This window comes from Bacteroides sp. OF04-15BH (assembly GCF_003477995.1).
GTDB lineage: Bacteria > Bacteroidota > Bacteroidia > Bacteroidales > Bacteroidaceae > Paraprevotella.
In genome coordinates this window covers 41199-67727 of sequence record NZ_QUEM01000017.1, presented here as the reverse complement: position 1 = coordinate 67727, position 26529 = coordinate 41199, and the positions used below count along the sequence as shown (strand labels likewise).

General features: G+C 44.2%; 22 protein-coding genes. 5 read left to right on the top strand and 17 right to left on the bottom strand.

The annotated features are described in order from the left end of the window. Positions 1–34: 34 nt before the first annotated feature. From DXA74_RS09180 to DXA74_RS09170, 3 genes are read right to left on the bottom strand one after another with little or no spacing between them, the layout of a single operon-like run. Positions 35–553, bottom strand: coding sequence for an HAD family hydrolase (locus tag DXA74_RS09180; RefSeq protein WP_118526884.1), 519 nt, complete (start codon positions 551–553; stop codon positions 35–37). Positions 554–564: 11 nt separating this feature from the next. Further along, positions 565–1359 carry a Rossmann-like and DUF2520 domain-containing protein gene (locus tag DXA74_RS09175; protein ID WP_118526882.1) on the bottom strand — a complete coding sequence of 265 codons (795 nt, stop codon included), beginning with the start codon at positions 1357–1359 and terminating at the stop codon, positions 565–567. Positions 1360–1362: 3 nt separating this feature from the next. Continuing rightward, entirely contained in the window at positions 1363–1908 is a 546-nt protein-coding gene (locus tag DXA74_RS09170) for a nitroreductase family protein (protein WP_118526880.1), read from the bottom strand. Positions 1909–2076: 168 nt separating this feature from the next. Between DXA74_RS09170 and DXA74_RS09165 the strand changes: the two genes are divergently transcribed. Beyond that, positions 2077–4476 carry a carboxypeptidase-like regulatory domain-containing protein gene (locus tag DXA74_RS09165; RefSeq protein WP_370448494.1) on the top strand — a complete coding sequence of 800 codons (2400 nt, stop codon included), beginning with the start codon at positions 2077–2079 and terminating at the stop codon, positions 4474–4476. A gap of 71 nt (positions 4477–4547) precedes the next feature. Here DXA74_RS09165 and panD read toward each other — a convergent pair whose 3' ends face one another. Both panD and panC read right to left on the bottom strand, forming a co-directional pair. Then, the gene (gene panD, locus DXA74_RS09160) at positions 4548–4901 is read right to left on the bottom strand and encodes an aspartate 1-decarboxylase (protein WP_118526878.1); all 354 of its coding nucleotides are present in this window, start codon (positions 4899–4901) and stop codon (positions 4548–4550) included. Between the two features lie 6 nt (positions 4902–4907). Continuing rightward, positions 4908–5759 (bottom strand): pantoate--beta-alanine ligase, encoded by an 852-nt coding sequence (panC, locus tag DXA74_RS09155; protein WP_118526876.1) that lies wholly within the window; start codon positions 5757–5759, stop codon positions 4908–4910. 189 nt (positions 5760–5948) lie between these two features. Here panC and DXA74_RS09150 point away from each other — a divergent pair, with 189 nt between their 5' ends. Next, positions 5949–6770, top strand: coding sequence for a glycogen/starch synthase (locus tag DXA74_RS09150; protein WP_118526874.1), 822 nt, complete (start codon positions 5949–5951; stop codon positions 6768–6770). 25 nt (positions 6771–6795) lie between these two features. Next, the gene (locus DXA74_RS09145) at positions 6796–8217 is read left to right on the top strand and encodes a DUF4270 domain-containing protein (protein WP_118526872.1); all 1422 of its coding nucleotides are present in this window, start codon (positions 6796–6798) and stop codon (positions 8215–8217) included. Between the two features lie 78 nt (positions 8218–8295). Here DXA74_RS09145 and DXA74_RS09140 read toward each other — a convergent pair whose 3' ends face one another. The 3 genes from DXA74_RS09140 to DXA74_RS09130 form a co-directional block, all read right to left on the bottom strand. Continuing rightward, positions 8296–9072, bottom strand: coding sequence for a DnaJ domain-containing protein (locus DXA74_RS09140; protein ID WP_118526870.1), 777 nt, complete (start codon positions 9070–9072; stop codon positions 8296–8298). Between the two features lie 88 nt (positions 9073–9160). Next, on the bottom strand, positions 9161–10525 hold the full coding sequence (locus tag DXA74_RS09135; RefSeq protein ID WP_118526868.1) for a HAMP domain-containing sensor histidine kinase: 1365 nt from the start codon (positions 10523–10525) through the stop codon (positions 9161–9163). Beyond that, entirely contained in the window at positions 10515–11207 is a 693-nt protein-coding gene (locus DXA74_RS09130; protein WP_118526866.1) for a response regulator transcription factor, read from the bottom strand. Before DXA74_RS09130 ends, DXA74_RS09135 begins: the two co-directional genes overlap by 11 nt. A gap of 153 nt (positions 11208–11360) precedes the next feature. Between DXA74_RS09130 and DXA74_RS09125 the strand changes: the two genes are divergently transcribed. Further along, positions 11361–13961, top strand: a complete 2601-nt coding sequence (locus DXA74_RS09125) for a DUF5686 family protein (protein WP_118526864.1) — start codon at positions 11361–11363, stop codon at positions 13959–13961. A 122-nt stretch (positions 13962–14083) separates the two neighbouring features. Here DXA74_RS09125 and DXA74_RS09120 read toward each other — a convergent pair whose 3' ends face one another. The 3 genes from DXA74_RS09120 to DXA74_RS09110 are packed head-to-tail and all read right to left on the bottom strand — an operon-like array spanning position 14084 to position 18712. After that, positions 14084–15451, bottom strand: coding sequence for a glycoside hydrolase family 57 protein (locus DXA74_RS09120; RefSeq protein WP_118526862.1), 1368 nt, complete (start codon positions 15449–15451; stop codon positions 14084–14086). A gap of 16 nt (positions 15452–15467) precedes the next feature. After that, entirely contained in the window at positions 15468–16748 is a 1281-nt protein-coding gene (locus tag DXA74_RS09115) for a glycosyltransferase family 4 protein (protein ID WP_118526860.1), read from the bottom strand. Between the two features lie 20 nt (positions 16749–16768). Continuing rightward, a complete protein-coding gene (locus tag DXA74_RS09110; RefSeq protein ID WP_118526858.1) occupies positions 16769–18712 on the bottom strand; it encodes a glycogen debranching enzyme N-terminal domain-containing protein in 1944 nt (647 codons plus the stop codon). Between the two features lie 224 nt (positions 18713–18936). Between DXA74_RS09110 and DXA74_RS09105 the strand changes: the two genes are divergently transcribed. Then, entirely contained in the window at positions 18937–19638 is a 702-nt protein-coding gene (locus DXA74_RS09105) for a Crp/Fnr family transcriptional regulator (RefSeq protein WP_118526856.1), read from the top strand. Positions 19639–19664: 26 nt separating this feature from the next. On the opposite strand, the gene DXA74_RS09100 is transcribed toward DXA74_RS09105, so the two are convergent. The 6 genes from DXA74_RS09100 to DXA74_RS09075 all read right to left on the bottom strand — a co-directional run bounded on the left by DXA74_RS09100 (position 19665) and on the right by DXA74_RS09075 (position 26524). Next, positions 19665–20588 (bottom strand): diacylglycerol kinase family protein, encoded by a 924-nt coding sequence (locus DXA74_RS09100; RefSeq protein ID WP_118526854.1) that lies wholly within the window; start codon positions 20586–20588, stop codon positions 19665–19667. A gap of 66 nt (positions 20589–20654) precedes the next feature. After that, complete coding sequence (gene miaA / locus DXA74_RS09095) at positions 20655–21572, bottom strand: tRNA (adenosine(37)-N6)-dimethylallyltransferase MiaA (RefSeq protein WP_118526852.1); 918 nt, start codon at positions 21570–21572, stop codon at positions 20655–20657. 7 nt (positions 21573–21579) lie between these two features. Next, a complete protein-coding gene (locus DXA74_RS09090; RefSeq protein WP_118526850.1) occupies positions 21580–22758 on the bottom strand; it encodes a nucleoside recognition domain-containing protein in 1179 nt (392 codons plus the stop codon). An 81-nt stretch (positions 22759–22839) separates the two neighbouring features. Beyond that, on the bottom strand, positions 22840–23850 hold the full coding sequence (gene gap / locus DXA74_RS09085) for a type I glyceraldehyde-3-phosphate dehydrogenase (RefSeq protein WP_118526848.1): 1011 nt from the start codon (positions 23848–23850) through the stop codon (positions 22840–22842). Positions 23851–24213: 363 nt separating this feature from the next. Then, positions 24214–25737 (bottom strand): glutamine-hydrolyzing GMP synthase, encoded by a 1524-nt coding sequence (gene guaA, locus DXA74_RS09080; RefSeq protein WP_118526846.1) that lies wholly within the window; start codon positions 25735–25737, stop codon positions 24214–24216. 52 nt (positions 25738–25789) lie between these two features. After that, complete coding sequence (locus DXA74_RS09075; protein WP_118526844.1) at positions 25790–26524, bottom strand: nucleotidyltransferase family protein; 735 nt, start codon at positions 26522–26524, stop codon at positions 25790–25792. Positions 26525–26529: the final 5 nt, after the last annotated feature.

The window sequence follows — 26529 nt, the reverse complement described above, 5'->3', positions numbered from 1 at the left end:
ATCCTTATTATATTAAATGCAACAATAATAACGGTTACCAGCCAAAGGCTTTACGGTCGCTCATCCATTTGTGCTGCGCCCGCAACACCTGCTCAATGACATCCCGTCCACAGCCTTCGCCTCCGGCATAGTGGGAAATGTAAAGAGAAACGGAACGGATCTCAGGTGCCGCATCCGACGGGCAGCAAGGACAGCCGCAACGTGCCAGCACTTCATAATCGGGAATGTCATCGCCCATATACAGCACTTCCTCATCGCGCAGTCCGTATTTCTCCAGAAAAGCATCATAGGTGGTAATCTTCACGGCGCAGCCCAGATAAACATCGGGAACGCCCAATCCTTCGTAACGCTTGCGTACGGCTTCGGAGCGACCGCCCGTGATAATCGCCACGTGCAGTCCCATCTTTACGGCCAGCTGAATGGCATAGCCATCCTTGATATTTACGGTACGCATCGGCTCACCGGAGGGATGAAGAACAATGGTCTGACGGCTCAGCACGCCATCAACATCAAAGGCAAGCGCCTTGATTTTCTTCAAATCATAATTGATCATATCGACTTGGTTTATTGGTTTCGTTTCTGAGCCTCCTCGTGGATGCTCCGGCTCATGAGTTCGTAGATATCCCGATACAACGGATGCTCCTGAAGCTGTCCCATCTGTGCTTCCAGCACATTCCGGTCATAGCGGACAGCCGGTCCGGTCTGCGCCTCAGACGGAGACAATTGGTGCACCTTGGCTGCAGTCTCATCAATCAACGGCAACAAGGTTTCGAAAGGAATCTGCTCTTCGGCCAACAAGGTGGCCGCCATGCCATAGCAATGATTGGCGAAATTGCAGGCAAAGACGGCTGACAGATGCAACTTGCGGCGTGCGGCAGATGAAAGCGGATATACCTGACGCGAGATAGCCGAAGCCCAAACAGCAAGGTCATCATACACCGCCATTGAGGAAGCCTCAACAAATAACGGCACCGCATGCATATCCAGAGAGCGGTTCAGGGAAAAGGTCTGCAAGGGATAAAACACTCCATAACGGGACAGTCCATGCCCCTCGAACACAGACAACGGAATACTGCCCGCGGTATGCAGGAAACAACCCTGACCGCAACGGGGTGCCAGAGCAGCAATAAGCTCCGGAAGCACGGCATCCTTTACCGAAAACAAATAATAGTCGGCTTCCGGCGTCACTTGCGACAAATCAGTAGTAAAAGCCGTGTGCAGCACCTCTGCCAGGGCAGAAGCCGATGCTTCCGTGCGGCTGTATACCTGAACCATCTCCATGCCCGCCTGCTGAAAAGCCTGAGAAAGGTGCGTGGCCACCCGACCGGCACCGATCAATACCATTTTTTTCCGTTCCATAGCTTATTCTTCTGTTGCTGACGGATAAACATTGAGATGTACCTTGTCCCATTTCAAGCGTTCGGGATTGAACGGTTTGCGCTCCATGCCCTTGTGCCCCAAAGCTACCAGAGAGAGCACGCGCAAATGCTCCGGAACATTCAAGATGCGACGTACGACGTCTTCGGCAGACGTACCGTCGGCCGCCTGACGGTTGCGTATCTGTACCCAGCAGGCACCCAGTCCGGAGTCTTCAGCCTGCAACAACAAATAGGTTGTGGCCACTGAAGCATCCTCTACCCAGACATCACTGACCGAAGGATCGGCCAGAACGGCTACGGCAGCACGGGCATCGGCCAACATGGCGGCACCGTGCTCCTTGCATTGTGCCAACTGCTGGAGCAAAGCTTTATCATCGATTACAATAAATTGCCAGCAGCACGTTCCTTTTGAAGAAGGAGCCATAAGAACCGTACCCATCAGGGCCGCCAGTTCATCCTGACTAAGACTTTCTTCCGTAAACTGGCGCATACTGCGCCGACGCGCTGCCAAATCATAAAAATGAGTCATGATCCGTATTCTTTATTTTTTTACAAAAAGGCCGTATCAAAGATAAAAAAGATTCTTCAGAGAACACAGTTTTTTTCGAAAATACTGAAAAATACAATGCAAAAAGCATACATCATATACAAAAAAAGCCTTATTTTACGTTCTCTAAGAAAACAACAGATTAAAAACGTGAAACTGAAGAATAAACTATCGTACTTTTTATGGGGATTACTGCTCATCATCTCCGGAACAATACAAGCACAAAACCAGGTAACCCTGTCGGGACGGGTTCTGGACGAGAGTCAGACGCCCTTGGCTTTTGTCACCATAAAAGTAGAAAACCAACTGGCGGGAAGCACGACTGACCTGGACGGAAAATATCAATTTACCTTTCAAACTGCCGATACGGTGGTCATCACCTATCAGATGATGGGCTTCCAGAAACGCACCAAGAAACTGATAAACCCGCAAGGCAAGCTGACCCTGAACATCATGATGAAACCCATGAGCCTGGACCTGGCCGGTGTGACGGTAAAGGAAGTGCGGCGCCAGCTGAGCGGTACCCAGCAACTGGATGCGGAAAAGCTGAAACATCTGCCCTCGACTACCGGAAATGCAGTGGAAGAACTGGTGGCAACGCAGGCCGGTGTGAGCACACACAACGAACTGAGTTCCCAATATAATGTACGCGGAGGAAGTTTCGACGAAAACAGTGTCTATATCAACGGGGTTGAGGTGTACCGCCCGTTGCTGATCAGCTCCGGACAACAGGAGGGATTAAGCGTCATCAACAGCGACATGGTGGAGAAAATCAATTTCTCGGCAGGAGGATTCGATGCCCAATATGGAGACAAAATGTCGTCTGTTCTGGACATCACCTACAAAAGGCCACAGCATAACGAAGCCAAAGTGGCTCTGAGCCTGCTGGGAGGAAGCGTGTATGCCGGTATGAAAAAAGGAAACTTTACCATGACACACGGCATACGCTACAAGACCAACCAGTATCTGCTGGGATCGCTGGAAACCAAAGGAGAATATAATCCCAGTTTCCTGGATTATCAGACTTATATCAGTTGGCAGCCCAACAAGAAATGGTCGTTCGACGTCATTGGAAACATTTCACAAAACAAATATGATTTTGTACCGGAAAACCGAAATACCAATTTCGGAACCATGCAGGATGTCAAGTCCTTCAAGGTATATTTCGACGGACAGGAAAAAGACCTGTTCCGCACATTCTTCGGAACTTTCAGCCTGAGCCGGCATTTCGGTCCGAAAAGCAAACTGAGCCTGCTGGGATCGGCCTTTATGACTCAGGAACGCGAAACATACGACATTCAGGGACAATACTGGCTCAGCGAAACCAATACCAGCGAACAGCTGGGTGTGGGCACTTATCTGGAACATGCCCGCAACTATCTGAATGCAAACATGAAAAGCCTGAAGCTTCTCTATGACCTGAAAGCCGGAAATCATCAGATCCTGAGCGGAATTACCTGGAAGAACGAGGCCATCAAGGAAAAGGCCAACGAATGGGAAATGAGAGACTCTTCGGGATATTCCATCCCACACGATCCTACCCGACTGGAGCTGATTTACAGCCTGCGGTCGCCCGAACTGAAAATGACCAGCAACCGCATGGAGCTTTTTGCCCAGGATACCTGGCGCTTTGAAAACAATGCCGGAGTGTTCTCTCTGAACTATGGTGCCCGGTTAAGTTATTGGAACTGGAATAAAGAATGGCTGTTCAGTCCCCGCGTATCCTTGGGATATGTACCTTCGTGGAATGACCGTTTCACCTTCAGACTGGCTTCCGGTATCTATTATCAGGCCCCGTTCTATAAAGAGCTGCGCGACACGACCACCATAGACGGAACCACCTATATCACCCTGAACAAAGGTATCCGCTCACCACGCTCCATACAGGTAGTTTTGGGAGGAGACTATAAGTTCAGCATGCGTGAACGACTGTTCAAGCTCACCGCCGAAGTGTATTACAAGGCTCTGAGCCGCATCAATCCTTATAATGTGGACAATGTGCGTATTGTTTATTACGGAGAGAATATCGGAAAAGGATATACCACCGGTGTGGACCTGAAACTGTTTGGAGAATTTATCGAAGGTACAGACTCCTGGATCAGTCTGAGCCTGATGAAAGCGCAGCAAACCATCAACGGGAAAAGCATGCCCCAACCGACAGACCAGCGCTATAATGTGAACTTTTTCTTCACGGACTTCTTCCCCGGCACAACACGCTGGCAGATGAACCTGAAAGCGACTGTTGCCGGAGGTTTGCCTTTCGGTCCCCCACATACCGGACTGGAGAAACAGGTATTCCGGGCACCAGCCTACAAGCGTGTGGATATCGGAATGAACTATCGTCTGCTGGATAATGAAGACGGACGCAATCCACATAAGTGGGCACGCCCCTTCCGTAACATCTGGTTGGGACTGGACGGATTCAACATATTGGGCATCAACAACGTAAGTTCCTATTATTGGGTTACCGACGTGACCAACCAGCAATATGCGGTCCCCAATTACCTGACCGGACGCCAGATCAATTTCCGTATTCTGGTAGAAATGTAAAAAACAGACAGCCCGGAATTCTTATTCAGAATTCCGGGCTGTCTGTTTTCAAGCTGCATGAGGTCATGCTCTTATCGAATCACCTTATTGGTGGTAGAATCCGGGAAGACCACTGTCGGAGTAAAATGCTTGGCCTCTTCAAAATCCATCAAAGCATAAGAGATAATAATACAGATATCGCCCACCTGTACCTTACGGGCAGCCGCACCATTCAGGCAAATACAACCCGAGCCGCGCTCTCCCTTAATAATATAGGTTTCAAAACGCTCTCCGTTGTTGTTGTTCACAATCTGCACTTTCTCTCCTGCAATCATATTGGCGGCATCCAACAAATCCTCGTCAATGGTAATGCTGCCCATATAATTCAGATTTGCCTCTGTAACACGCACACAATGCAGTTTGGACTTCAAGACTTCTATCATCATAATTTCTTATCCTTTATATCTGATATGATCAATCAAACGGATCGGAGCAGCGCCACAGAATACGGTGATGCATCCCACGATATGTTCAGCCTCATCCCAACGGGTCACATCCTGCAAGGTTTCTCCATTGACAATAGAGAAATACTGCACTTCCAGACCAACTACTGAATTGATGGTATCGATCACATAATTCTTGGTGTCGAGGAGACTATGGTTGGTTGCAAACAGTTTGCTTTTCTTCAGAATCTGATAAATATTGGCGGCAATCTGACGCTCCTCATCCGATAACAAAGTGTTACGGCTGCTCATGGCCAGTCCGCTTTCTTCACGTACGACAGGACACGGAATGATCTCTACCGGAATCTTCAAGTCGGCCACCATCGCCTTGATGACAGCAATCTGCTGAAAATCCTTTTCGCCGAAGTAAGCACGATCCGGCTCCACGATATAGAAAAGTTTGCTTACAATCTGACAAACCCCATTGAAATGTCCCGGACGGAAAGCACCTTCCATCACAGAATCTACTTCAGGATAGCTGAAACGACGCAAATCTTCTTCGGGATACATCTCTTCTACAGAAGGAGCAAACACGATTGAAGCTCCTACCTCTTCCATCAAAGCACAGTCAGCCTCCAATGTTCTGGGGTACTTCTCCAAATCGACCTTGTCATTAAACTGTGTAGGATTCAAAAAGACGCTGACCACTGTCAGATCATTTTCAGCAACACAACGCTCTACCAGAGAGGCGTGTCCACGATGCAATGCTCCCATTGTGGGAACCAGTCCGATTTTTTTCCCTTCCTTACGAGCCGAAGCCAAAACTTCCTTCAACTCCTGAATTGTACTTATTAACTTCATTTTTATATTTAATGATACTAACGTTTCCTGAAAAACACGCAAAATAACACATAAATTACCATATAAGGAAGTTTTTCGGAAACTAAATACAAAATAAATGTGAAACCCCTGGAAGGAAGGGCGGTTTTTTAGGACTTTCAGGATATTTTTCGTATCTTTGCAAGAAGATTAATTATTTTGAATTATACAATGGAGGCTAAAAAAATCTTATTTATAACACAAGAAATCGTACCTTATGTTCCAGAAACAGAATTATCTGTCATGGGACGCTATTTACCGCAAAGCATACAAGAAAAAGGACGCGAAATCAGAACCTTCATGCCTAAGTGGGGAAACATCAACGAACGCAGAAACCAACTTCACGAAGTGATTCGTCTGTCGGGCATGAATCTGATTATCGATGATACAGACCATCCGCTGATTATCAAGGTTGCCTCAATTCAGGCAGCCCGCATGCAGGTGTACTTCATCGATAACGACGACTATTTTATGAAAAGACAAATGGCCACCGATGAGGAGGGTAACGAATATGAAGACAATGGCGAAAGAGCTATTTTCTATGCCCGCGGTGTGCTGGAGACCGTAAAGAAACTCAGATGGACCCCCGATGTGATCCATTGCCAGGGATGGATGTCGGCCTTGGTACCTCTTTATATCAAAACAGCTTATAAGGATGAGCCTTCATTCTGCGATTCCAAAGTGGTATATGCCCTGCATAACGACGAATTAAAACAGAATCTGGGTGCCAACTTCGGCAACTGCATTGCCTACAAGGATGTAGATGCATCTGTTTTAAGTGAGTTCAGCCAGGATTTCACTTTTGAAGAACTGAACAAACTGGCCGTAAAATATTCCGACGGTTTGATTATGGCCGGAGATAAAGCCAATCCAAACATCGCCGAATATGCGCATGCAAATAATATTCCGGTGTTGGAATACCCCGGCGAAAACTATGCAGACGCTTATGCAGACTTTTATGACAAGGTCTGGAGTGAAGGAAAGAACGGCTAATTAGCTAATCCCAATTTTTTTGAAAATGAAAGCCAAATTCTTATGGATCGTCCTTGCTGCCGCAGCTTTGGGAGCCTGTGATGACAATACAGCCAATCTGGGTATTTATGAGGATAGTGACCAGATCACGTCTTCTTATACCCAATTCCAAATGAAGACAACTACGATTCGGGTAGATTCACTCCCTGCCGTCAATGGTACCTGCTATCTGGGTCAGGTTACGGATCCAGAAACCAATACCAGTGTGAAAGCTGACTTCCTGACGCAGTTTCATACGATGGAGAATTACAAGCTCCCGGAAAAAAGCCAGATGCGGAAGAATGCCAACGGACAGGTCGTTGCTGATTCTATAGAAGTGAGACTTTATTTCAATGATTTCTACGGGGATTCCACCAATGTCATGAAGATGAATGTTTATGAACTGGACACCCTGAATGTCATTGAAGAAGGAAAGTCTTATTACACCAATCTGGATTTAAGCCAGTTCATCAACCCGAACCGGAAAGTTCCTATTGCCCAGAAAGTCTTCACCGCAAGAGATTACACGGAAGATGAAGGTACTTTAAATGGAAGCAACTATTATCCGAACATACGGGTGAAACTGCCAGTAGAATATGGATCTTTCATTCTGAACAAATATTATGAGAATCCGGATTTCTTCAAAAGTTCCTTTGATTTCATACATCATGTATGTCCGGGATTTTACTTCAATCTGACTCAGGGAGACGGTACCATGCTCTATCTGGATGTCAGTGCCCTGGATGTGTATTTCACATACACGGAAAAGGATTCTGTCATGACCGGTATTACCCGCTTCTCTGCTACCGGAGAAGTCATCCAGAGCAACCGGATAGATGTTCATGGTGTTGACGAGCTGCTACAGTCTTCACTGGCCTCTTCACACACTTACATCAAGACACCGGCCGGACTTTATACCCAAATGGAACTGCCTGTTGACGACATCTACCGGAATCATGAAAATGACAGCGTCAGCAACGTGAAGGTGACCCTGAACCGATACAATGATTTCAACACCAGCAATTATGCCCTGGGAATTCCACAGACATTATTGCTCGTTCGAAAACAGGACATGAATTCATTCTTTGAAGAAAAGAAGAAGGTGGACAACATTACTTCATACAGTACCAGTTTCAATGTAAACCAGTATGCATTCTCTAATATTGCCCGTCTGGTATCTTATTGCAAAGAAGAAAAGAAGCAGGGTATGAAAAAAACAGGACTGTCCGAAGCTGAATGGGAAAAGCAAAATCCGGACTGGAACAAGGTGGTACTGATTCCGGTAACAACCTCAAACAGTCAAGGTTCAAGCTCTTCATCATCTTCTTCAAGCAGACTGCTTTTGGACATGAAACTGAACAGCATCCGTCTGGTTGGAGAAAATCAACCGATATCCATCAATGTGATATATAGTAAATTCTCACAATAAGAACAATATAATAAATCCCATAATCTCTGAATGGAACCATTCACGATTATGGGATTTATTGTTAGAATACCTTTCTGATTACTTTAAGCCTCTGGCCTTATAGATTTCCTCCTTGGCATTATTAATCTGCTGAAACTTCTCCTCGGCTGCACGTCGTACATCCTCACCCAAAGCAGCCACACGATCCGGATGATGCTTCAAAGCCAAACGGCGATAAGCAGCTTTCACTTCTTCGTCTGTTGCTGATGGAGTAATTTCCAGCACCTGATAAGCCTCTTCCAGAGAATCTCCACGAAGGTGCAACAAGGAGTCCAACTCCTGAGTAGAGAGTCCCATAGCCAAAGCAACATCCCGCAAGGCGGTAACCTCGTCCGAACAGATATGTCCGTCGCTTTGTGCAATCTGCACCAGGAAACTCAAAAGCTGAATGCGCTGCTCATAACTCATATTGGCTGCAATCTGAGCACCACAATCGGTAATGGTCTTTTTATAGCCTCCCGGAACGGCAGCATCCATTTTCTTGGCTTCTTCGAACAAATGCAGCAAAATCTGTTCTCCTTCTATAACAGCCCCTTCGCCAAAACGAGTACGCAGAAACTGACGGACAAACTCCATTTCGCTATGCATAATCTTACGGTCGGCCCGAATAACATACGAAGCCATGACCAATAAAGAAAAAAGAAAACTGTTACGCTGACCTTCAGCCGATCCTCCACCGGCAGAAGCATTTCCCAAAGCAGCCTCCTCTTCGGAAGCACGGTCAAAAAGACGGCCGATAAAATAACCGGCCAAAGCTCCTAAAGGACCTAAAGCAACAAAGCCCATAGCTCCTCCGATCCATTTTCCTAATCCCATGTGTTTATGTGTTTATTATCAATTAAAATTATTCTGAAAACAAAAATAAGGATAATCTGAGATTTCCACGAGAAAAAAGCATACTTTTTTACAGATGGGGTAATTCCACAATAAAGGTTGTCCCTTTTTTCTCCTCCGAAGATATGGAAATCCGCCCCCGATGTAAGGTGACAATCTTTTGCACCAGAGTCATACCGATGCCATGACCATCATAATGCTGCCCTTCCGCTCCCCGATAAAACAAAGTGAACACCTGCTGCACCTCATCAGGAGTCATACCGATACCGTTATCGGAAAAACGCAACACCAGGCTATCTTTCCAAAACGAGATCTGCACAAACGAAGTATGATCCTCGGAATATTTACAGTTGTTTTCAATCAGATTACTTAATGCGATACGCATCAGATAACTGTTGCCGTATAAGGTCAGATCGTCGGCATCCTCACTTTCCTGTGCAAAAACCAACTCTATTTGATAAGAAGGATGGGCCCGTAAAATCATCGTACGCACATCCAAGAGTAATTCATCAATACGGATTTCCTCCATACGTATGCGCTCCGCTCCATAATCAACCTTAGCCAGATCAAGCAATCCGCTAATCAAACGCCCCATCTTACGGGCATCAGACAAGGCATTCTCCAAAGCTTCACGATACTGTGACACTGTACGGTCTTTCTGTAACGCCAGATCCAATTCGGCCGTGAGCGAAGCCAAAGGGGTACGCAATTCATGCGACGCATGGCTCACAAACTGTTTCTGGGCATTAAAGGAAACTTCCAACCGCTCTAACAGGGCATTAAAAGTTGTCGCCAATTCCCCGATCTCATCCTGATTGCGCACCGGCAAACGCCGGTTAATCTGAGATGCGGTAATCTGCTCGGTTTCACGAACCAGAAAACGGATGGGCTTCAGGGCGATATAAGCCAGGAAAAATCCGGCCAGAAACAGAACGGACACATCCAGCAACAAAAGAAGCCAGAGAATATCGCGCAATTCACGAAGATTCTGATAACCATATCCGTCATAGGCAACTGCCGTAATGACATAAGGAACTCCCTGATAATGATAGAGCAAACCTACCGCCTGCTCTGCTCCCTGATACCATTCCTTGGTACCGTTCGACACGATATCGTGTATCAGTTCCGGCGTCTCCTTAATCACGTCATGTTCCGCTGCATCGTGATATACCATTTTAAAATCAGGAGTATAAACAGCTACCTCAACCTCATGGATAAACGATTTGTTGTTTTTATAGATAGAGTGCATGGTCTGCGCATCTGCCTTGTGCGACAGAAACAAATGCGCCTTGGTCACCGCCTCGCTTTTCAGAGTATGATAAAAAGTATTGCTCCGAATACGTTCACTCAAATAATAGACGGTCATCATACACAGAAAAAAAACAGTGGCTGTAACAACTGTGTACTTTAAAGCCAGAGATGTTCTAATTTTCATAATTCTGCATCAAAATAAAACCGATTCCGGGTTTGGTGTGAATTAAGTTCGTAGAAAAATCCCGGTCGATTTTCTTCCGCAGGTAATTGATATATACGTCAATAAAATTGGTTCCGGTATCAAAATGGGTATTCCAGACATGCTCGGCAATTTCTACACGGGAGACTACCCGCTCGGCATGCTCGGCCATATACAGCAAAAGATGATACTCTTTTGGGGAAAGCTTGATGAAAATGCCGTTCCGCCGTACTTCCTTCCGCAAGAGGTCTATCTCCAGATCGGCATAAGTGATACGTACGGGTTGCTCAACCGGAGCTCCCTTATGACGTTTCAGAAGAACCCGTATCCGAGCATCCAGTTCCCGAAAATCAAAAGGTTTCACCAGATAATCATCTGCTCCGGAATCAAACCCCTGCAACTTGTCATCAGTTGTTCCTAAAGCCGTGAGCATCAGTACCGGTGTCTGGGGACTGCTTTGCTTGATCAGGCGACACAACTCAAAACCATCCATTTTGGGGAGAATCACATCGGAAATCACCAGATCTGCGGCTTGTGACTGAAACAGACGCCAGGCACTGACGCCGTCATAGGCCACCAATAACTGATAGCCCTTTTCTTCCAATCCTCCCTTCAACAGATTAGCAACACGCAAATCATCCTCCACTACCAATATTGTATTCATGACTCTCCCATTTTCCTAAATTGCGGATAAAGGTACGAAATAATATCTTCATATTCTGCTAAACAAAGATATTAATCTATAATATAACCAATTTTCTTCCCTGCATATAAATATTTGATAGTATTTTTGTGTATGTATAAAAATAGTACAAAAATGCAAAAAACATATTTACTTCTATTTCTTCTGATGCTTCTGTCCCTGTCTATTCAGGCACAAAAGATTACCGGAACGGTTACGGACAAGGAAACAGGAGAGCCATTGGGATGGGTACAGGTATACTATCAGGATCAGAGAAGTTCCGGTACTCCTACCCAAATGGACGGAAAATACAGCATTCCCTATCGGAAAGGGAAGATATTGTGTTTTTCCATGATGGGATATGAAACCAAAACGTTCCATATAGACAAACTGCGTCCGATCAACGTAAGTTTAAGCAGCAAGACACAGGACATCCAGGAGGTTAAGATTACGCAGAAAAGAAAACGGTATAGCCGAAAAGATAATCCGGCTGTGGAGTTAATGAAAAAGGTCATTGCAGCCAAACAAAAGACCGATCTGCACGAAAAGGATTATTTCAGCTATAATAAATATCAGAAACTGACCTTCGGATTGAATGAGGTTACCGACAAGGTCTTTGAAGAAGGGGAATTCAAAAGAATGCCTTTCCTGAAAGACCATGTGGAGGTGTGTCCGGAAACCGGCAAACTAATCCTGCCTTTGACGGTCAACGAAACGGTATCACAGCACATCTACAGTAAAAATCCCCAAAAGGAAAAGGACATCATTACCGGTATCCGGTCCAATGGTATCAACGAACTGTTCAACACGGGAGAAGTGGTCAATACTCTGATCAAGGACTGCTTTACGGATGTAGATATCTATGAAAATGAAATCAGACTGTTGCAATATATCTTTATCAGTCCCATTTCCAGTACTTCCGCCATCCGTTTCTACCGGTATTTCATAGCCGACACGGTAGAGGTAAACCAACAGAAATGCATCAAAGTGGACTTTACTCCCAATAATCCGCAGGATTTTGGATTTGCCGGAAGTCTGTATATTCTGGCCGACTCTACCTGGCAGGTAAAAAAGGTTGAAATGGGCATACCGCAAAGATCAGACGTCAACTTTGTGGAACAGATGAACATTATTCAGGAGTATAACAAATTATCCTCCGGAGAGTATGTTCTGACCAATGACAAGATGATCGTACAGCTCTATGTCCTGAAGTCGCTGCAAAAATTCCAGGTAGAACGCACCACAACCTATAACGACTACTCGTTTGAAGAGATTCCGGAGAAAACCTTCAAATTTAAAGGAAAGCAGAGGACTGACCCCAGCGCCATGATGAGGAATGAAGATTTCTGGAAGGAAAACCGACCAGAAGAACTCACCGCCTCTGAAGGTAAGATGAATGATTTCATTAAAAGACTGGAAAGCATCAAAGGATTTAATTTCGTCTTGTTTGTAGCGAAAGCCTTCATCGAAAATCATGTGGAAGTCAGCAAGGATCCCGAGAAACCGAGCCCTGTGGATATCGGTCCGATCAATACGATAATCACTCATAACTTTGTGGAAGGATTGCGTCTGAGAGCCAGTGCACAGACCACAGCGAATCTGCATCCCAACATATTCGGAAAAGGATACGTGGCCTACGGATTCGGTGATCACCGGTGGAAAGGTATGGGCGAACTCACCTACTCTTTCAATAAAAAGGACTATCTCCCCCGGGAGTTTCCGGTACACAATCTCAGTTTCTCGTATGCCAGAGACGTAATGTCTCCCAGTGACAAATTCCTGCCTACAGATAAGGATAACGTGTTTATCTCTTTCAAATGGACCACTGTAGACCACATGCAGTATTATGAACGCTATGCCCTGAACTACGATAAGGAGTGGGAAAACGGACTGCGTTTTAATGTTCGCATGAAACGGGAGACTTATGAACCGACGGGTGCACTCTTCTTTCAGAGAATGAACGGAAGCAGCATGCCCAGCATCAATCCCCAGGATAACCAGAAGCAACTGACAACAAGTGACGCCACTATCGGCATCACTTATCAGCCGGGAGCCACCTGGATCAATTCCAAACAGCGACGACTGCAAACCAATCAGGACGCTCCTATCTTTGGACTGGAACACACTGTCGGTCTTAAAGGAGTGCTGGGAGGAGAATATACCTACAATTTCACTGAAGCAACGTTATACAAACGCTTCTGGCTCCGCTCATGGGGACGCATGGACTTTTATGTCAAAGGTGGGGCCCAGTGGAACAAGGTGCCGTTCCCATTGCTGATTATGCCAGCGGCCAACTTGTCTTATATCATAGAGGACAATACTTTCCACCTGATTGACAACATGGAATTCTTAAATGACCGGTATGCTTCCCTAATGTTCTCCTGGGACTTAAACGGAAAGATTCTGAACCGAATTCCACTGATCAACAAATTAAAATGGAGGGAGTTCATCGGATGCAATGTTCTGTGGGGAACTTTGAGCCAGAAGAACAACCCGTTCCTGGAACAAAACAGTTATGATTCTGATTTGTTCTATTTTCCGGGACATTTTGATCAAAACGGAAATTTCGAGTACAATTCCCGGGTAATGTCCCCCAAAGTACCGTATGTGGAACTGGTTGTCGGCGTACATAATATCTTCAAAATCCTCCATGTGGAATATGTACGACGTTTAAATTATCTGGAAGCTGACACCCAGAAATGGGGGGTGCGTTTCCTGTTCCGCATGTCATTCTAAACAAAAAATAAAGGATGTGCCCCAAAGGCACATCCTTCCAAACTAGTCTTTCATAAAGTCCCCCAAAAACTTAGTGAACAAATAATTACAAACAATAATAACAAAATGACTTTATTATAGACTTAATTTGTTTTCTTTGCTGTACGCTTTCTTCCCTTTGTTTCCGTTGGAATGTCTGCATTCAACAAGGCATCCTCCTGTTTCTTCAAACGAGCATTCAAACGGGCGATTTCCTTATCCTTAACCTGCAACTCTTCGCCCTGATTCTTGATCGTGGTCAACAACGCATTCAATTCCTCGTTTTCGATTTCTCGTGGGAACAGATTGCTTACACGGTTCATAAAGTCGGCCAGAATGTTCATATAATTGGTAAATGCATCGTATGGAGAATCATAAATTCCACGATACATACCATAGCTTGCAGACTTGGTAGACATGAAACGGAAGTTGTTGCTTGCCTGCAGATAATCCCAATCCTGTTTGATACGACGATCTCGGCACATACGTACACGGTCGGCCATACTATACAGTTTCTCAAAAGCCTCACGCTGCATAACATTTCCCAAACAGAAGGAAGTATCGCGCTCTTCATCTGTCCAAGACATTGGATAAGGTACTTCCAAAGCATCAACAGATTTGTTTGAAGCTATGATTTCAGACGGAGTTGCAAAAGCAATTCCTCTTTCTTTGGCATAACCAGGGATCGCCTTCAGGAAATCCAGAATATGAGAAGACAGTGGCTGGAACATACCCAAAGCACACAACTCCATGAAGATATTGATCACCTGCTCATTTTCTGGCAGAGAAGCAATCCAATCTACATAAGTGTCTGCAAACAATGGATATTCAGACCATTGCGGATTGGCAAAGCGCAAAGCGATATCGTCAGAAAGTTTATAATCACGCAACAAAAGCTTCAAATCCGGATTCAAAGCACAGTGGTAAAGGTAGTGTGGACTCTTCCAACCCAAAATATGACGGGCTCCTTCTGTAATCATTCCCTTAAAGCCCATAGAGGCAACAACCTCACCGATATCATCGGAATAAATCAAAGAAGAATTTCGAATCACCTTAGGCTCCTTGCCGAACATCTCCTTCATCAATCGGGCCTGTTTCTGCACATCCTCTTTAAAGGCCTCTTCATTGGTCAATGAAGACAATCCGTGAGAATAAGGCTCTGCCAGGAATTCTACACATCCGGTTTCATTCAGTTCCTGCAACAGTTCAATCACGTCCGGAGCATGGTTTTCCTGCTGTTCCACAGCCACACCGGACAGGGAAATGGCACATTTGAAATAGCCCGGATGCATGCGAGCCATCTCCAACAATGCCTGCAATGCCGGAATATAAGAGTTCTGAGCAGTTTCCGTAATAGCATGCTCATTCTCGTAATCATCATAATAATAATGATCGGTACCTATGTCAAAGAAACGATAACGTTTCAGATGAATATTCTGATGTATCTCAAAGTACAAACAAATGGTTTTCATATATAGACCTTTTTAATTATTTACATTTTTCTATGGTTTTCTCATATAAAGCACGAATCTTGACTCCTACTTTCTCCCAAGTAATGCCATCCACTTCTTTCTTTCCTTCTTCTTGCAGATACTGATGCAAAGAATTATTGGTACACAAAGAATACATAGCATCTGCCATGGCATCAATATCCCAATAATCAATCTTAATGCATTTGTCCAGAATCTCTGCACAACCGGATTGCTTACTGATAATCGTAGGAACTCCACTCTGCATTGCCTCCAACGGAGAAATTCCAAAAGGCTCCGAAACAGAAGGCATCACATATACATCACTATCGCGGAAACATTCAAAAACCTGCGGTCCCTTCATGAAACCGGGGAAATGACAACGGTCGGCAATACCATAAGAAGCAGCCAACTCAATCATAGCATTCATCATATCTCCACTTCCGGCAAAACAGAAACGTACATTATGGGTACGCTCCAATACCTTACGGGCAGCTTCGATAAAATACTCAGGTCCTTTCTGCATGGTAATACGTCCCAGGAAAGTCACCACCTTTTCCTTACGCTCTGACGATGGCTTGCGCTGATCTACGATAGCCTGCAGATTCTCTGCCAACGGATAAACCGCATTATGCATAGCAAAGCATTTGTTTGGATCCTGATGATAGTGATTAATAACGGTCTGGCGCGTCAGTTCACTCACACACATAATGCAGTCTGCATGGTCCATTCCGTCTTTCTCAATACCATATACGGTTGGATTCACATTACCTCTGCTTCGGTCAAAGTCTGTGGCATGCACATGAATCACCAAAGGCTTGCCGCTAACCTGCTTGGCATGGATACCGGCCGGGTAGGTCAACCAGTCATGAGCATGAATAATATCATAGTCCTGCTGACGAGCGACAACTCCTGCTACAATGGAATAGTTATTGATCTCTTCATGCAAATTATCCGGATATCTGCCCGAGAATTCCATACATCCCAAATCATTGACATGCATATAATTAAAATCGGCATAGATATGACTGCGCAAATCGTAATACAGCTGAGGGTCCATATATTTTCCGACACGCTCCTGTACATATTCCCAAGAAGGGTCACGCCATGCAATAGGCACACAGTTCATACCGATGATATTCATAAAACTCCGGTCCTCATCTCCCCAGGGCTTAGGTATACAAAACGTAATTTGCATATCCGGCTGCATAGACAATCCCTTGGTCAGACCATAACTTGCTGTACCTAATCCTCCTAGAATATGAGGAGGAAATTCCCATCCGAACATTAAAACTTTCATCTTTGTTCCTCCTTATTTTTTTATTCTAAGTTGTATTTCTCCATTAATTTCAACACACGTAATATTCCGCCCACATTCATGGCAAAAGATATTGCACCTCGACCATGGAAAGGTGGATTACCATCAAACAGCTCAGGAAGAGTTCCCAAACAGTGATAAAACATTTCCTCTTCATAGCCTACCAACTGACGCTCAATGAAACTCAAACGACTGTATTTATATACCTTCAGACAAGCCTCCATATAGAAGCCGGCCAACCAAGGCCATGCAGTACCCTGATGATAAGCATAATCGCGTTGAATCTGAGGACCGACATACATAGGATTATAACCGGAACTCTTCGGACTTAAAGAACGCAGTCCCTTTGGAGTAAGCAACTCTTTGGTACAGATGTCCAAAATAGCTTTCTGCTGCTTCTTTTCTAATGGAGAAAAGTCTAAGGCTACTGCAAAAATCATATTCGGACGGACACTCCAATCCGGCTGACCATCATCCACATAATCCATCAAATAGTCGTACTCATTCCAAAAGACCTTGACAAAAGATTCCTTGGCGATCTGTGCGCGCTCTTCGTACATTTGTCCTCTTTCGTTGTTGTTCATGGCCGTACACATCTGGGCACAATACTTCAAGGCATTATACCACAAGGCATTGATTTCGACCACATAACCGGATCTCGGAACAATCGGTTTGCCGTTTGAAGTGGAATTCATCCATGTTACAGGAGTCTCCTTTCCTTCAACCCAAACCAGACCGTTTTCACGGATTTCCATGCCCGGATGTTTTCCTTCGAGCATAAAATCCATAATGGCACGCAACAAGTCGCCATATTTTTCCATACATTTTACTTCGGAAACAATATTGGCGTACTGCTGAATGCACCAGACAGCCCAAAGCAATACGTCTGGATGCTCCATCTCATAAATACGGACAGACAACGGACGATTGTGAATAAAATCCTCAATACCCTTACGTGCTGTCTCCATAAACAATTCAAATTTCTCAATCTCGTCGTTAACCAGAGTCAAGCCCGGCAAGGAAATGAACATGTCACGGGCACGGCATTTAAACCAAGGATAACCCGCCAAGATATAGTTTTCTCCATCACGATGGTTATAGAACTGATGGGCTGAATTCACCATACAATGATAGAAGTTATCACGCGGGGTACGTGACTTGACCTCAAAGTCAACGATATTACGCAGCTGACTGACCTTGATTTCCGACAAACCGGCCGAGAAAGTTACGCTCTCGCCCTTTTTAATATCACATTCAAAATATCCGGGTACATAAAGATCCTCGTTAAAAGAGTATCCACGCTCCTGTTCCTTAGGATACTCAACGCCCCGATACCAGTCTGGACAAAAAACAAACTCGTTTTTCTTGTCTAATTGCATATAAAGTTCCGGATAACCTGGATACATGGTCGTTTTAATTCCATGATTGATTTCTGTGTATTCACGGGATGCATACTGGTTTTCATGGGTGTATTCACGTACACTTCTAAAGGCCAAGAAAGGACGCAGACGAAGTTTCGTTGCAGAATGTGCATCTAATAAGGTATAGCGCACAAGAATGCGATTTTCATAATGCTGAAAAACCTTCTCCTTCTTCAGCAGAACGCCACCAACACGATAAATGGTTGTCGGCACTTGTTGGCAATTAAATTCTCGGATATACTTATGCCCTCTGGGACTGAAGTTGTCTCCTTGATATTTATGCAATCCCAAGTTAAATTCAGCACCATGCTGAATTACGGTTTCATCCAGAGATGAAAGCAAGACATGATTTTCATCATCCATATCCGGAATCGGGACAACCAATAATCCATGGTATTTTCTTGTATTGCAATCAACGATTGTAGAACAAGAATATGCGCCCGACCGATTGGAACGCAAGATTTCTTTGGGTAAGGACTCTTGCAGATTCGTCATCAGAGTTTTATCAAACTGTAAATAACTCATAGTCGATTCCTTAAGGTGTTAGATTTATATTATTGTTTATTGTTCACTGCACTTTCGTGTCTTCAAATATAAAACAAATATCCGTTATTTAAAAATAAATCGAGAAAATTATTGCAAAAAACTTATTTTTATAAAAAATGATAGATATTTTACTATAACTTTTTTGTTACCGAATTGCAAAATCATTATTTTTGTGCCGTAGAACATATTTTTAACGCAATGTCATGGTAAAACAAAGCATCAGTTTGGATGAAGCAATCGCAAAACTATCAGATATATGGGCTCCTTTAAATGAGGAACAACAAAACTTTTTAAAGGAACACCTGACTATTCAAAGCTTCAAAAAAAACGAATCCATCTATTCGGAAGGAGAACTTCCGAATCAATTACTATGCTTGCTGCAAGGAAAGGTTAAGATATTTAAAAATGGAGCCGGAGGCAGAAACCAGATAATCCGAGTGATCAAACCAGTGGAATATTTTGGCTATCGGGCAGCATTCGCCGGTCAGAGTTTCCTCACAGCCGCCGCGGCATTTGAATATTCTATCGTTGGAATGATTCCCATGAGCATCATTACCAAGTTAGTTTGTGAAAATCATCAACTGGCATGGTTTTTCATCCGGCAGCTGTCCATTGATTTGGGAATTGCCGATGAACGTACGGTCAACTTAACCCAAAAACACATCCGTGGCCGACTGGCTGAAGCAATCCTTTTCTTAAAGGACAACTATGGAGTTGAAGAGGATGGCTGCACACTAAGCATCTATTTATCCCGGGAAGACATGGCCAACCTGTCCAATATGACTACAGCCAATGCCATCCGTACCTTATCAAATTTCTCTTCAGAAAAGATTATCGCAATAGATGGCCGAAAAATAAAGATTATCGACGAAGCTACTTTGGAAAGAATCTCCAAGTTCGGTTAACCTGTATCTGATCCGATTACAGGTTTTCAGGAAGGAATAATAAAATTCAGATATTCTGGCAGAATTCCGATTTCCAAAGCGTCACTGTCACATTCCCACACGGCACCGTCGAGACTGACACAGGATTTGTTGCGTTCCAGCACATGGATTTTTTTGGTGCGGTAGGCCTTCACATTTTTATGGTTCAGGAAACGCCCCCAAATCAACATCCAAAGTCCTTCCAGCATTTTGGTCAGTTCCGGATGAGATACGATGGATACATCCAGCCATCCGTTATAAGGCACACTGCTCGGAGTCTGTCCGTAGCCCCATGAATTGCCCACACACATGGTCATCACTTTTTTCTGAATGTCGTCCTGATTCACCTTCACGTGCATAAAATGCTCCATACGGTGAAACAACAATAAAAACATGGAAGAAAAAAATGACAGACTACGCATACCCCAGAATCTCTGGGTTTTATGTTTTATCTTCATAATATTGGCAACCAACCCGATATTGACACAATTGAGAAAATATCGGCGCACGGCCTTATCTGTCTGACAATATCCGATATCCACCTTCCGGATACGATGCAGCAAAATGGCATCGATAGCCTTTTTATAATCGTCTTCAGTCAATCCCCAGAAACGGGCAAAATCATTGGCCCATCCATAAGGAATGACTCCTAATGAAATTTGTGACAGCTGCAACAAATCAACCGTAAGCAGACCGTTCAACGCACGGTAAAGGGCCGCATCTCCTCCTACCACCACAATGGTAGTATATCCATTGGTTGCCAACATGGCAGCCAGGCGCTCTACAGACTCTTTATCTTCACTCTGAACGAAATCATAGTGCACTTCTTTTTCCTTCAGATACTTACGTATAGCGTCCCAATGTTTCTGAGATCCGGTTTTGCCTTCCTTGGGGCAACAAATAATTCCCCATCTGCTGTTTTCTATAGACATATAAAGCTGTTTTAGTGCCACAAAGTTACACAAAAGAAAGAAAAATGTGCAAGAAAAACCTCTTTTTTATTCCCGAAGATAAAGTTCCTCTATTTTTTGCAACTTCTGATCCATAGGAAGAGTACCATCAACCCAATGAATTTCAATTCCTCTTCGCTCCATTCCCCGGAACCAGGTCATCTGTCGCTTGGCAAACTGATGAATGGCAATCTCCAACTGGTGATACATCTCTTCATAGGTAAGGTTTCCCAAAACATAATTTGTCAGGAATTTATATTCCAGACCATAATAAATCAGATTCTCGGCAGGAATTCCTTCTGACAAAAGAGAACGTACTTCATCTACCATTCCTTCATCCAAACGCTGTTTCAGACGATCGGAAATTCTTTGGCGACGCAATTCTCTGGGAATATCTATACCTATAACCAAAGAGTTAATTGAAGGAATCTCTGTCTGAACGACCGGATTTTTCTGATAATAATCCGCAATCTCTATAGCACGGATGGCGCGCTTTACAGAATCAACATCTGTTTTATTATGAAGACTCTTATAAGTACTCAATATACATGTCAGCTCCTCCAGAGTTTTATCGGATAAGGCCTGACGCAACTGTGGATTCTCTGGAACAGAATCCATTCGGTAACCTCGTAAGACGGATTCCAGGTAAAGTCCTGTTCCTCCGCAAAGAACCGGCAACTCGTTTCTGTCCTTTAAATCCTGATAAACATTCTTGAAATCATTCTGATATTCATAGACATTATATTGCGTACCGGGTTCGCAGATATCTATTAAATGATAGGGAATCTGCTTTCCGGAAACACAATAGTCGTCCAAATCCTTTCCTGTTCCCAAATCCATTCTACGGTACACCTGACGACTGTCTGCACTGATAATCTCAGCATCCAGACGGACAGCCAGATGAGCAGCCAAAGGAGTTTTTCCCGAAGCTGTAGGTCCCAGAATGGTTATCATATCGTATTTCATAGATGTTTTAAAAAAGTGCGTACAACAAATAGAGTAAATGAGCAAAAACACCGGCTATCAAGCCACTGGCCAAATGGATTCCCATAGCTTTTGAAGTCAGATTCCGATAACCGATGGCATCAAATATGGCCGAATAGGTTGACAAGAAGCCACTCCAACTGATTCCCATGGCAGTAAAAACAGCAACCGCATTTCCGTCAAGAAATCCTTGAGAAATAAATAAGGGCACCTGTCCCAAAGCTGCTCCTACCGTTCCCAGTGAAGTTATCGGAAAAGCCACCAGCTCCGGATGCTTGAAACCAAAAAGCCAGTCGAAAATAAAATTAATTCTTCCGGCCAGATCCGGCAACAAGGCAATACCCTGATAAGGAGAACCATCATAGACACCGGAAGGACCAGGACCGAAAGTCAGGATAAAAACAGCAGTAGAGATAATAATGACTCCGGGAATAATTGCCAGTCCCAGCTCCACACCATTTTTTCCTCCGTCCAGCAAAGCATTCAAAAAACGGATAAAGGTACTTTCCTTAGCCTGCAACACTTCCGCACGCTGTTCTTCGTGAGTACGCGTTTCTTTTTTTTCTTCACTGACTACCGGCATTGCTTCCAGATAAGAAGGATCCTTGGCTATCAGCATTTTCTGAAAGAAACGGGTAGAAAGAATACATCCTCCGATTGCTCCCAGAATACCAATCAAGGGCTCTACAGCATAACCTTTTCCCAGCATGAAGACCAATACAATCAATCCCATACCAAAGGCAGTTCCGAAATTGATAAAAGAAACGAACTGATATTTCTTGAAATAGCGACTGAAATTTTGATCCTTAGCCAGGGTAAGCACTGCCGGATTATCCGAAAGGAAAGGCATTATGGCTCCCAGAACAGCAACACCCGGAAGTCCGAACAGGGGCTTCATCAGGCGTCCAAACAGGAATTCCATAATACGTACAACTCCAAACTCGATAAACAGTCGGCTTAAAGCACCAGAAAGAACAACAACTCCCATCAAATAGAATACAGTTTGCAACAGAAGGTCATGCGCCGTATTCATGATGGTATTGAGCATATTGGAAAGCCCCATAATATTCCCGATGTATGTAAATACAGCCAGGAAAACTATTATAAAAACAAAGCCTTCTGCTGTTTTACGCTGTAACAATGCCTCTTTCAGTCTTTTTCTATTCATTTCTTCAAATTTTGCGCTGCAAAAATACAAAAAAAAGCCACTCAGGCAAACTGAGTGGCTTCATTTATTGGATACGATTTATTAACCGTTAACCTTCTTCATGTGAGCGATCAGATCCAATACCTTGTTAGAGTAACCGATCTCGTTGTCATACCAAGATACAACCTTAACGAAAGTATCAGTCAAAGCGATACCAGCCTTAGCATCGAAGATAGAAGTACGAGTGTCACCCAAGAAGTCAGAAGAAACAACTGCATCCTCAGTGTAACCCAGTACACCCTTCAATTCGCCTTCTGAAGCAGCCTTCATAGCAGCGCAGATTTCCTCATACTTAGCTGGCTTAGCCAAGTTAACTGTCAAGTCAACAACTGAAACGTCCAAAGTCGGAACACGCATAGACATACCAGTCAACTTACCGTTCAATGCAGGGATAACCTTACCTACAGCCTTAGCAGCACCAGTTGATGAAGGGATGATGTTGCCAGAAGCAGCACGACCACCTCTCCAATCCTTCATAGAAGGACCGTCAACAGTCTTCTGAGTAGCAGTAGTTGAGTGAACTGTAGTCATCAAACCGTCAGTGATTCCCCAGTTGTCGTTCAATACCTTAGCGATAGGAGCCAAGCAGTTAGTAGTACAAGAAGCGTTAGAAACGAACTGAGTACCCTTAACATAAGTATTTTCGTTAACACCGCAAACGAACATAGGAGTAGCGTCCTTAGAAGGAGCTGACATAACTACGTACTTAGCACCAGCCTCGATGTGAGCCTGAGCCTTCTCCTGAGTCAGGAACAAACCTGTAGACTCAACTACGTATTCAGCCTCAACCTCGTTCCACTTCAGGTCAGCAGGATTACGCTCTGCAGTTACACGGATTTCCTTACCGTTAACGATCAATTTGCTGTTCTCAACGTCAGCTTCGATAGTACCCTGGAATGCACCGTGCATAGTATCATACTTCAACATGTATGCCAAGTAATCAACTGGACACAAGTCGTTAATACCTACGATCTGGATGTCGTCACGAGTCTGAGCTGCACGGAATACGAAACGGCCGATACGACCGAAACCGTTAATACCTACTTTAATCATCTTTCTTTGTCTTTAAAAATTAAAGGTTAGAATATAAATTATTAATCTCGAATTACTTTGAAAGGCCGAAATATCAGCCGCAATTACAGTAGTGAGCCGCTCCACATGACATAAGTAAAACAGCCGACAGAACTATAATACAGATGTAATATGCACGTCCCATTTACCCTAATTTTATTCACTGCAAATTTAATAAAATCTTTTCATATACGTTCCAAAATCTGGGAAAAATATCATTAAAAAAATCAATCTCAAAATTCAACCAGACTAATATTTTGTCAAACGAACGACAAATGGAACCTTTATGATTCTATAAGAATAGGATACAGACCGAAAATCTGTCCCGGTCTGTATCCTATTTCTTTACTCCCACTCAATTGTGGCAGGTGGTTTTGAAGAAATGTCATAGCATACTCTATTAACACCCTTCACCTTATTAATAATATCATTGCTTACCTTAGCCATAAATTCATAAGGCAAATGAGCCCAGTCTGCGGTCATGGCATCGGTACTGGTTACCGCACGCAAGGCAACTGCACGCTCGTAAGTACGCTCGTCACCCATTACGCCCACGCTCTTGATCGGAAGCAGAATCACTCCTGCCTGCCATACCTGATCATACAGGTTCCAATCGCGCAGTCCCTGAATAAAGATATCATCCGCATCCTGCAGGATACGTACCTTTTCCGGAGTGATATCACCCAGGATACGCACTGCCAGACCCGGTCCCGGGAATGGATGACGGGTAATCAGATGCTCCGGCATACCCAATTCGCGACCTACCTTGCGCACTTCATCCTTAAACAGCCACTGCAAAGGCTCGCAAAGTTTCAGGTTCATCTCTTCTGGCAGACCACCTACATTGTGATGACTCTTGATCGTCTTTCCGGTAATATTCAGACTCTCGATACGGTCTGGATAGATAGTACCCTGAGCCAACCATTTTGCATCGGTAATCTTGTGTGCCTCAGCATCAAATACTTCGATGAAATCGCGACCGATAATCTTTCGCTTCTGCTCCGGATCGGTAACTCCTTCCAAATCCTTGAAGAACTTTTCGCTGGCATCCACACCAATTACGTTCAGTCCCAGGCACTCATAATCGTGCATCACATTCTTGAACTCGTTTTTGCGGAGCATACCATGATCCACAAAGATACAAGTCAGATTCTTTCCAATGGCCTTATTCAGCAATACAGCAGCAACAGAAGAATCAACGCCACCGCTTAATCCCAGAATAACACGGTCATTTCCCAACTGTTCCTTCAACTCGGCAACAGTAGTCTCCACAAATGATGCAGCACTCCAGTCCTGCTTACCGCCACAGATATCTACCACAAAGTTTTTCAGCAACAAAGAACCCTGAACAGAGTGGAATACTTCCGGATGGAACTGTACGCCCCACAACGGTTCTCCCTCAGCCTGATATGCTGCATTAACCACTTTGTCTGTCGAAGCAATAACCTTAAAGCCCTCCGGCAGTGCAGTAATGGTATCACCATGACTCATCCAAACCTGAGAATGCTCATCAAATCCTTTGAACAAAGGATTCTCATGATCAAAGCTCTGCAGGTTGGCACGACCGTATTCACGACTTTCAGCCGGCTCCACCTTGCCGCCCAAGGCGTAACTCATAAACTGAGCACCATAACAAATACCAAGAATCGGATATTTACCGCGGATTTCATCCAGTTCAATCTTAAACGCCTTCTCGTCATATACGCTAAAAGGCGAACCGCTCAGGATTACACCGATTACAGAAGGATCATTCTTAGGAAACTTGTTATAAGGAAGAATCTCACAGAATGTATCCAATTCACGTACACGACGGCCAATCAGCTGAGTCGTCTGTGAACCAAAATCCAAAATAATGATTTTTTGTTGCATAAAAAGGATATTTATCTGATTTGTCTGCAAATATACAAAAAAAAGATTGTTCTCACATGATGCCCTTCAAGAAATCTCCTGCCAAAGGAAGAGTTTCCGGCTTTCCGATATCCATCAGTTTCAAATCCGAATGGAAAATGCCCTGAATATGTACCCGGTCACAGACAGACAGATAGAAGTCTATGATGGAAAATTTATCAGGCCACTCTGCCAGAAGAGGAAACAATCCGGGAGAAAAAAGATGAATTCCGGAAAAAGCATATTTTTTACATGCCTTCGGGTCCAAATCCGGATAAGGTGACTTGATCTGACCGGTTTTCTCATTAATCCATCCTTTCAAACGGCCGGTTTCATCAAACAGCAGATAACGGAAGGTGGAACGCTCACTAACCAGCAGTGCAGCATCAAAGGCCTTTCCTTCTTCATAAAATGCCTTTAAATCCACATTCGACAGGATATCGACATTATGTACCAGAAAAGGAGCATCATCCTGAGCGAAATAGGCGGACGCCTTCTTTATCCCTCCTCCGGTATCCAGCAACTCCTGTGTTTCATCACTGACCCACAAATGCGGTCCTTCCCCTTGCAAGGTCTTAATATGCTGTTTCATCATATCGGCATGATGGTGCACATTAACCACGATATCCGTCACTCCGGCAGATGTCATTTTGCGCACCAAGAGATCCAATAAAGGGGTTCCTCCCACAGGTATCAAAGCCTTGGGAATCCGATCGGTCAAAGGACGCAGACGGGTACCCAGCCCCGCTGCAAAAATCATCGCTTTCATATTTT